Genomic DNA, 526 nt, shown 5'->3' with positions numbered 1-526 from the left:
AGCGCCCTGCCGCGCCGCGCAAGCCGCCGCCCGCCCCGAGGGACAAGGAGCGGCGATGACCCTCGACGCGGCGGTATGATGCCAAAGGAACGCCCCTCTCTTCTCCGTCGTTGCGAGCGCAACGAAGCAAATCCAGTATCGTAGGGTGGGCAAAGCGCAGCGTGCCCACGGCTTGGATACTTGTTAGCAGACGTGGGCACGGCGCGAGCGCGCCTTTGCCCACCCTACAAGTTTTCGACGCGCGGAGGGATAGGCCTCACCCCGCTGCTTCCTCCGTCATTGCGAGCGCAGCGAAGCAATCCAGAGTCCCTCCGCGGGAAGATTCTGGATTGCTTCGCTACGCTCGCAATGACGACTTGGAAGGAGCGGGCATTACACCCAACGCACCAACTGGCAGATGCTGTCCTTGACCAGCATGCGGCGCGCTCACGCCTCGCCGCGCAGCCAGGCCTTCACCTTCTGCAGCAGACCGTGCCGCAGCTCGTCGACCGAGGCGGCTTCGGCCGGTGTCAGCGTCCGCAAGGCC

At 65.6% G+C, this 526-nt stretch carries 1 pseudogene; it reads right to left on the bottom strand.

Features of this window, described 5'->3' with window-relative positions:
- Positions 1-426 precede the first annotated feature (426 nt).
- Positions 427-526, bottom strand: a pseudogene (locus tag MOV74_RS41110) (NUDIX hydrolase); the annotation flags it as partial.

It is taken from the genome of Bradyrhizobium sp. SHOUNA76 (assembly GCF_023006445.1).
In the GTDB taxonomy this organism is placed as follows: Bacteria; Pseudomonadota; Alphaproteobacteria; order Rhizobiales; family Xanthobacteraceae; genus Bradyrhizobium.
Note: the sequence above shows the minus strand (reverse complement) of the source record. Positions and strands in the feature narration are given on the sequence as shown.